Origin of the sequence: Ottowia sp., from assembly GCF_035325765.1 — a bacterium.
Lineage (GTDB): Bacteria > Pseudomonadota > Gammaproteobacteria > Burkholderiales > Burkholderiaceae_C > Ottowia.
Genome location: NZ_DAOKZG010000085.1, coordinates 1 through 6,467 on the forward strand (window position 1 = coordinate 1; position 6,467 = coordinate 6,467).

Below are 6,467 nucleotides of genomic sequence, written 5' to 3' on the forward strand. Positions count from 1 at the left end.
GTGTCTCAAGCCTCTCCGGGCTGGGGACTTACACCACGCGATGGGACACGATCCCCCAGTCCGCCGCAAATCGCGGCAAGGTAAGTGAAAAAAATACAGCGCCGCCTGATGGGTATGGAGTGGTGATGCGGTGCGGCGATCCTCCGGGCCTGGGCATTTTTTGCCTGGGCCCAGGGAGGGTCGCCGCACGCCGTTTCGCGGGGTGCACGAGGAGCTCGCACCAAGCAGACCGACTCTCCATTCCTTGGAATGACTGCGACCCGGAAACGCTTCTACGATGCACCGGAGGCCAGGTCATGCTGTTTCCCGATCAGCACTAGGCATTCCAGGAAACATAGGACATAGACGCTTGACTTCGATGCAAGACATTTAATTTTGTGGTTGAAGACATCTAACTTATAGGGTTCAGACATTTAATTTTTCGGCCGATTGGAGCGCCTCACCAACCGTCCACCCTAGAACAGTGCAATCTGGGAAGGTCAGCCCCACTGGTCACCAAAGACCCGCTTGAGTGCGAACGTGGAACCCAATGGAGCACGCGACACCCTGCCTTCGCCTCTGCTCGGTAGAGGGGCAGCGCTGCAGTTCGGCCAACCGAGGAGCGTAGAATGGGCGCCGGCAAGTGTCGGTCTGCGCTTGTCCAAATTTTGTCCAACTCACGTTGGCCAGAACCCTCATGTTCGAGTGCGTGGAGGGCGGTTCCTCGCTCTACGGTAGGTCGCGCTGCTGACGATCTACGACATGTGCAAGGCGGTGGACCGCGGCATGACCATCACCGGCGTGCGCCTGTTGGAAAAGCGCGGCGGCAAGTCGGGACATTACGTGGCGCCGCGCTGAGGGCACCGACGCCGACCCGGTCGCGCCGGCGGGGATGGCAATCGCGGTAGAGTCGGAAGCGCGCCGCGCCGGCCCGGCCGCGCGCCCCACTCCTCACCCGGACACCCGCATGAACATCACCAAGGACACCGCCGTCACCCTGGTCTACAAGATCACCCAGGCCGGCACCGACAAGCTGCTGGAATCGGGCACCACCGCCTATCTGCACGGCGGCTACGGCAACCTGTTCCCGAAGGCCGAGGCGGCGCTGGAAGGCCAGGCGGTTGGCCACGCGATGCAGATCGACCTGGCCGCCGCCGACGCCTACGGCGAGCGCGACGAGGCGCTGGTGCGCACCATCGACAAGAGCGAGTTCCCGCCCGGCGTGAAGGTCGGCGGCCAGCTGCAGGGCCCGGGGCCGCATGGGCCGGTGCTCTACAACGTGCTGAAGATCAAGGGCCCCGAGGTGCATCTCGACGGCAACCACCGCTTTGCCGGCGAAAACGTCCGCTTTGCCGCCGTCGTCAAGGCGGTGCGCGCCGCCACCGCGCAGGAGATCGCCCACGGCCACGTGCATGGGGCGCACGGGCACCAGCATTGAAATGAAGCACCCCCTATGTCGCTGCGCGCCTTCCCCCTGACCGGGGGACGCACCCAGTGGCCAGGGAGACCCCGGCCACGGGTGCCCGCGCATGGCCTGCTCCGCGACCCCCGGAGCAAGTGCGTGGCAGGCGTCGCCGAGGACGCACGAGGGGGTGGGCCACCAACGCACCCCAACACCTGGGCATGACCGGGCCCGCCGCACCCCTGTCCGCGCGCCAGGCCTGGGGCATGCTGCTGGCGCTGTCCTGCGCCTTCGTGCTGAGCCAGGCATTTCGCTCGCTGGCCGCCATCATGGGGCCGCCGCTGGCCGACGAGTTGCGACTCGACGCGCAGCAACTGGCCAACTGGTCGGCCGTCTACCACTTCGCCTTTGGCCTGATGCAGGTGGCGATGGGCGTGTCGCTCGATGTCTGGGGCGTGCGCCGCACCATCCTGCTGGCGTTCCCGCTCACCATCGCGGGCGCCGCCCTGTCGTCGCAGGCCAGCAGCCATGGCGCGCTGATGGCCGGGCAGCTGCTGATCGGCACCGGCTGCTCGCCCGCCTTCCTGGTGTGCACGGTGTTCATCAGCCGGCACTTCGCACCGGAGCGCTTCACCGCCATTTCGGGCACCGTGATGAGCATCGGCTACACGGGCATGCTGCTCACCGCCACGCCGCTGGCCTGGCTGATCGAGCGCAGCTCCTGGCGCTGGGGCTTCGGCGCGCTGGCGCTGGCCGCGCTGGCAACCTGGCTGCTGGTGGCCTGGCGCGTGCACGAGCCGCCCATCGCGGCCGATGACCAGGTGCCGCGCCCGTCGCCGCTGGCCGCGCTGCGCGGGCTGCTGGCGCTGTTTGTGCTGCCGCAGACACGCGGCATCGTCGCCTATGCGCTGGTGGCCTACGCCACCTTCATCACCATCCGCGGCCTATGGCTGGGGCCGCTGCTGGTGGATCGCTTCGACTTCTCGCTGGTGGCCAGCGGCAACGTGGCGCTCGCCATGACCGTGGCCAGCATCGGCAGCCCGGCGCTGTTCGGCCGCATCGCCCCGGGCGGGCGCGGGCGCCAGCGCTGGCTCATCACCATGGCCCTGATCGTGGCCGCGCTGGTGGCGACCATCGCGCTGGTGCACGTGGCCTGGGTGGACGCCACGCTGGCCGTGTGCTTCGGCCTGCTGTCCGGCTACATGGTGCTGCAGCACGGCTACGTGCATGCCAGCTACCCGCCCGAGCTGCGCGGGCGCGCCCTGTCGCTGCTCACCATGGCGATGTTCCTGGGCGTGTCGTTGATGCAGTCGGCCAGCGGCCTCGCCGCCAGCCTGGCGCCGCGCCTGGGGCTGGAGCCCTTCACCGCCGCCCTGCTCACGATGAGCACCCTGCTGCTCGCCGGCGCGTTCACCTTCTGGAAGCTGCCGCGCGGCTGAACCAAGGCATCCCCGGTACTGCGGCGCGCCCGCCCCCCCAGGCGCGCAACCCCGTGGCCAGGGGGCTCCGTCCACGCGTGCCCGCGTCTGGCACGCCCCTGGTGGCACGGACAGGCGCATCCCGCGGCCGGATTCAGGTTCAACGAGCAAGCCGTCAGGCCCCAAGCCCGCCCCCGCGGGCGTCATGGGGGTCTCCCGGGACGCCTGGCAGCAGTGGCGGCCGAGTGTGCCGGCGCTGGCCGGCGCGCGCGGTCTGTGGCAGCATCGGCCCGGCCACCGGGCCCAAGGCGGCCTGGCGCGCCACAACACGTTCTGGAGGAGATACCACCATGTTCCACGCATTGACGCGCTTCTCCGTGCGTCTGGTCGAGCGCTGGCTGCCCGACCCGTACCTGTTCGTCATCCTGCTCACGCTGGTGGCCGGCTTCACGGCCATGGGGGTGGAAGGACGCGGCCCGATGGAGGTCGTGATCATGTGGGGCGACGGCTTCTGGGGCCTCTTGCCCTTCACCATGCAGATGGTGCTGGTGCTGGTGACGGGCTACATGCTGGCGCTCACGCCGCTGGTGCACAAGCTGCTCGCGCGCATCGCCACGCTGGCGCGCTCGCCCGGCTCGGCGATCATCATCGTCACCCTGGTGGCGCTGGTGGCCAACTGGATCAACTGGGGCTTCGGGCTGGTGGTGGGCGCGATCTTCGCCAAGGAAGTGGCGCGCTCGGTGCGCGTCGACTACCGCCTGCTGATCGCCAGCGCCTACTCGGGTTTCATCGTCTGGCACGGCGGACTGGCGGGCTCGATCCCGCTCACCGTGGCCACCGAGGGCCACTTCACGGCCGACAAGATCGGCGTCATTCCCACCTCGCAGACCATCTTCTCGGCCTTCAACATCGCCATCGTGATCGCCATGTTCGTCGTCGTGCCGCTGATGAACCGGCTGATGATGCCGCGCGAGGACGAAAGCGTGTTCGTCGACCCCACGCTGCTGGCGGAAACGCGCGCGGTCGGCGCCACGCCCGACACCCCCGCCGGCAAGCTCGAGCAGAGCCGCCTGCTCACCGGGCTGATCGGCATCGCCGGCCTCGCCTACATGTTCCACTACTACGTGATCAAGCAGGGCGGCATCAATCTGAACATCGTCAACTTCAGCTTCCTGTTCCTCGCCATCGTGCTGCACGGCACGCCGCGGCGCCTGCTGGACAGCCTGGAGGAAGCCATCAAGGGCACCGGCGGCATCGTGCTGCAGTTCCCGTTCTACGCGGGCATCATGGCGATCATGCTGAACTCCGGGCTGGCGGCCACGCTGTCCGAGTGGTTCGTCTCGTTCGCCAGCGCCAAGAGCCTGCCGTTCTGGACCTTCATGAGCGCCGGCCTGGTCAACATCTTCGTGCCTTCGGGCGGCGGCCAGTGGGCGGTGCAGGCGCCGGTGGTGATCGAGGCCGCGCAGGCGCTCGGCGCCGACATGGCGCGCACCGCCATGGCCGTGGCCTGGGGCGACTCCTGGACCAACATGCTGCAGCCGTTCTGGGCGCTGCCGGTGCTGGCCATCGCCAACCTGAAGGCCAAGGACATCATGGGCTTCTGCCTGATCCAGCTGTTCGTGATGGGCGTGGTGATCTCGATCGGGCTGGCCTTCATCTGACGACGCCGTACGTTTGCTCACCACCGGACCGGCCCGGGCGCGCGGCGCCGCGGCATACTGGACCGATGATGAAGAAGACCTCCACGACCCTGCTGCGCCGGCTGCTGTGCGCCGGCGGGATGGCCGCATTGCTGGCACTGGCCGGTTGCGCCGGTACGGCGCCCGGCGGCGACGCCGCGCAGGCCCAGCCCGGCGTCACGGTGTACGGCACGGTCGACGCCGGCGTCAGCCGCAGCAAGCGCTGACGCGCCGCGCGTCGTCGGTGCCGCGGCGCCGGATGCGCCGCCCGCGCAATGGGCTTATAAGTGGAACATGTTCCGCCTGACCCGCGCGCCCAACACCGCGATCGCCCAGATCTGGGCCGACCTGCTGTGCGAGGCCGGCTACCCGGCCACGGTGGAGCGCCAGCACCTGACCAGCATCGCGGGGCAGGTGCCGCCAGACCAGTGCCTGCCCGAAATCTGGCTGCGCCACCCCGAGCACGAAGCCGCCGCGCGCCACCTGCTGCACCAGCTCGCGCACCTGCCGCAGCGCCGCTGGCGCTGCCCCCATTGCGGCGAACTGGTGGAGGGCGGCTTCGAGCAGTGCTGGTCGTGTGGCGCGTGGATGCCCGCCACCGACGACGACGCCTGACCGGCCCGCGCTCCTAGTGCAGTGTTTCACGCTATCAGGTACTTATAACGAGTCGCCAAGGGGCCAGCTGCGCGGCGCGTGGCCGCAGGCATGGTGGGTCCATGTCAAGGCCACGCAACAAAGCAGATGGCCCCTTGGCGGCTCGCCCTGCGGGAAGCCAGAAAAAGGCTCGCGGCGGCGTTGCAGTTCTTGCCAAGGCCGCCAGCATTGGCTGCGAACCGCGCCTTGCTGCAAACCTTTTTCTGGCTTTTATAAGTGCCTGATAGCGTGAAACACTGCACTAGAGCTTGTCGTTGAGGCAGCCGGCGCCCTTGCACTCGCCGATGCGCTCCTGCAGGAACCGGGTGCGCGCCTGCGTCACCTCCGTCATGCAGCGCGGATCGATCAGCTGGCTGGTGCCCTTGCGCTGCGAGCACTGGGCGTTGCGGGTGCGGATCCAGGCCAGCTGGTGACTGCGCAGCCGCGCCCGGCCGTCGGCGTCCAGCAGCGAGATCAGCTCCTGGTAGCTAGCGTTCAGCGCCTGCTCGGCCGCCTGGTTGGCCTTGTGCAGGCAGGAGAACCGGTCGAAGTCGCTCTGCGCCTGGTCGCAGGCATCGCCGGCCCAGGCGGCGGCCGAGAGACAGCAGGCGACAAGGAGGATCCAGGGTTTCATGACGGGATTGCGGATGCGGCGCGCGGCGTGCGTCATCTTAATCGCGCCGCCACCCCCGGCGCGCCGACCGCCGCGCGGGCACTACTGCCAGCGCAGTGGCTCCAGCGTCACGCTGGCGGCGGCACTGGACAGCGTGAGCTGGCCCTCCTGCACCGTCGCCTGCAACTGCATGCCGCGCTCGGCCAGCCGTGCCAGCGCCTGCGCATCGGCTGCGGGGATGCGCCACACGCTGAGCTTCTGCAGCCGCGCCAGCTTGTCCTGGGCGCCGCGCCACCGGACCTCGGCCGCCGGCCCGTAGGCATAGACCGCCACCGCGTCGGCCTTCGAGCAGGCGCGCGCCAGCGCCTTGTCGTCCGGCTGCCCCACCTCGACCCAGAGCCGCGTGCGGCCGGTGAAGTCGCGCAGCAGCACATCCGGCTCGTCCGGGCTCGACAGCCCGGCGCCAAAGCCGATCTGCCCGTCGCCCTGGCACAGAGCCTGCACCTGGTGGGCGTTGAGCGCCAGCGCCGCCAGCCGCACCATCATGCGCTCGTCCGTCTCGCTCGGATGCCGCGCCAGCGTCAGCTGCAGGTCGGTGTAGCAGCCGTGGTCGATGTCGGCCAGCTGCAGCTCGGCCTTGAAGATGGTGGATTTCAGGGCCATGGGAGGCTCCAGCTTTTCCTCAATTAGTCGGCCCTGCAAAATTCACGCCACCACCCAATTCGAGCGATCCACCCCGGCCT

At 68.8% G+C, this 6,467-nt stretch carries 7 protein-coding genes and 1 pseudogene; 6 read left to right on the plus strand and 2 right to left on the minus strand.

Features of this window, described 5'->3' with window-relative positions; genetic code table 11:
• Nucleotides 1-705 precede the first annotated feature (705 nt).
• From PKA16_RS15395 to PKA16_RS15420, 6 genes and pseudogenes are all read left to right on the plus strand, one after another.
• Nucleotides 706-837 (plus strand): annotated as a pseudogene (locus PKA16_RS15395) (cyclic pyranopterin monophosphate synthase MoaC); the annotation flags it as partial.
• A gap of 109 nt (nt 838-946) precedes the next feature.
• Nucleotides 947-1,417: a peptidylprolyl isomerase gene (locus PKA16_RS15400; protein WP_324404503.1), complete on the plus strand. Its 471-nt coding sequence runs from the start codon at nt 947-949 to the stop codon at nt 1,415-1,417.
• Between the two features lie 185 nt (nt 1,418-1,602).
• Nucleotides 1,603-2,820, plus strand: coding sequence for an MFS transporter (locus PKA16_RS15405; RefSeq protein WP_324404505.1), 1,218 nt, complete (start codon nt 1,603-1,605; stop codon nt 2,818-2,820).
• Nucleotides 2,821-3,149: 329 nt separating this feature from the next.
• The gene (locus PKA16_RS15410; RefSeq protein ID WP_324404507.1) at nt 3,150-4,460 is read left to right on the plus strand and encodes a short-chain fatty acid transporter; all 1,311 of its coding nucleotides are present in this window, start codon (nt 3,150-3,152) and stop codon (nt 4,458-4,460) included.
• Between the two features lie 65 nt (nt 4,461-4,525).
• A complete protein-coding gene (locus PKA16_RS15415) occupies nt 4,526-4,705 on the plus strand; it encodes a hypothetical protein (RefSeq protein ID WP_324404509.1) in 180 nt (59 codons plus the stop codon).
• A gap of 67 nt (nt 4,706-4,772) precedes the next feature.
• A complete protein-coding gene (locus PKA16_RS15420) occupies nt 4,773-5,093 on the plus strand; it encodes a DUF2007 domain-containing protein (RefSeq protein ID WP_324404511.1) in 321 nt (106 codons plus the stop codon).
• 280 nt (nt 5,094-5,373) lie between these two features.
• On the opposite strand, the gene PKA16_RS15425 is transcribed toward PKA16_RS15420, so the two are convergent.
• Entirely contained in the window at nt 5,374-5,745 is a 372-nt protein-coding gene (locus tag PKA16_RS15425; RefSeq protein ID WP_324404513.1) for a lysozyme inhibitor LprI family protein, read from the minus strand.
• An 81-nt stretch (nt 5,746-5,826) separates the two neighbouring features.
• The gene (locus PKA16_RS15430) at nt 5,827-6,387 is read right to left on the minus strand and encodes a YaeQ family protein (RefSeq protein WP_324404515.1); all 561 of its coding nucleotides are present in this window, start codon (nt 6,385-6,387) and stop codon (nt 5,827-5,829) included.
• Nucleotides 6,388-6,467 lie beyond the last annotated feature (80 nt).

Excerpts from the sequence above, each read along its gene's own strand:
- PKA16_RS15400 (WP_324404503.1), top strand. The coding sequence starts at position 947 with ATGAACATCACCAAGGACACCGCCGTCACCCTGGTCTACAAGATCACC.
- PKA16_RS15405 (WP_324404505.1), top strand. The coding sequence starts at position 1,603 with ATGACCGGGCCCGCCGCACCCCTGTCCGCGCGCCAGGCCTGGGGCATG.
- PKA16_RS15410 (WP_324404507.1), top strand. The coding sequence starts at position 3,150 with ATGTTCCACGCATTGACGCGCTTCTCCGTGCGTCTGGTCGAGCGCTGG.
- PKA16_RS15415 (WP_324404509.1), top strand. The coding sequence starts at position 4,526 with ATGATGAAGAAGACCTCCACGACCCTGCTGCGCCGGCTGCTGTGCGCC.
- PKA16_RS15420 (WP_324404511.1), top strand. The coding sequence starts at position 4,773 with ATGTTCCGCCTGACCCGCGCGCCCAACACCGCGATCGCCCAGATCTGG.
- PKA16_RS15425 (WP_324404513.1), bottom strand. The coding sequence starts at position 5,745 with ATGAAACCCTGGATCCTCCTTGTCGCCTGCTGTCTCTCGGCCGCCGCC.
- PKA16_RS15430 (WP_324404515.1), bottom strand. The coding sequence starts at position 6,387 with ATGGCCCTGAAATCCACCATCTTCAAGGCCGAGCTGCAGCTGGCCGAC.